Here is a 413-nt window from a genome sequence, read left to right as displayed (position 1 = left end):
GCAATGTGGTGAGTGCCAGCAGCACGCTGTAAAACCATTGCCCATCCCAGCGGGAAAATCTGATCGCCATCGGCACGAAGGCGGTTAAATAATGCGTTCTCTGTTACATCCAGCCAGTCAGCAGCTTCAGCGTAACCCCCCGGCAATGCCGCGATAGTTTTTCTGACAGCTTTCACGTACCACTCAGGCTGTTTTTCTACTTTCCAGTGATGCTTACCCACGGTTAGCCTCATCGTTCTGTGGTTAAAAATTGAAGGTGTTCTGTTAATCTTTCGGATAGATATCCGGTCTTAAGTCAGATTTCGTAATTGCACCTGACGTGCATTGCTCAATTTTTTTAGCCAGCACAAAACTGGCTTTTTTATAACCATTGAAAACCAGCCGTAAGTAGCCTGGTGTTGAGCCAACTTTTC

At 46.5% G+C, this 413-nt stretch carries 1 pseudogene; it reads right to left on the bottom strand.

The window, feature by feature from the left end:
* Positions 1–221, bottom strand: a pseudogene (gene ymfL / locus D7W81_RS41640) (protein YmfL); the annotation flags it as partial.
* Positions 222–413: the final 192 nt, after the last annotated feature.

It is taken from the genome of Corallococcus aberystwythensis (genome assembly GCF_003612165.1).
In the GTDB taxonomy this organism is placed as follows: Bacteria; Myxococcota; Myxococcia; order Myxococcales; family Myxococcaceae; genus Corallococcus; species Corallococcus aberystwythensis.
This window is presented reverse-complemented; position numbering and strand designations above follow the sequence as displayed.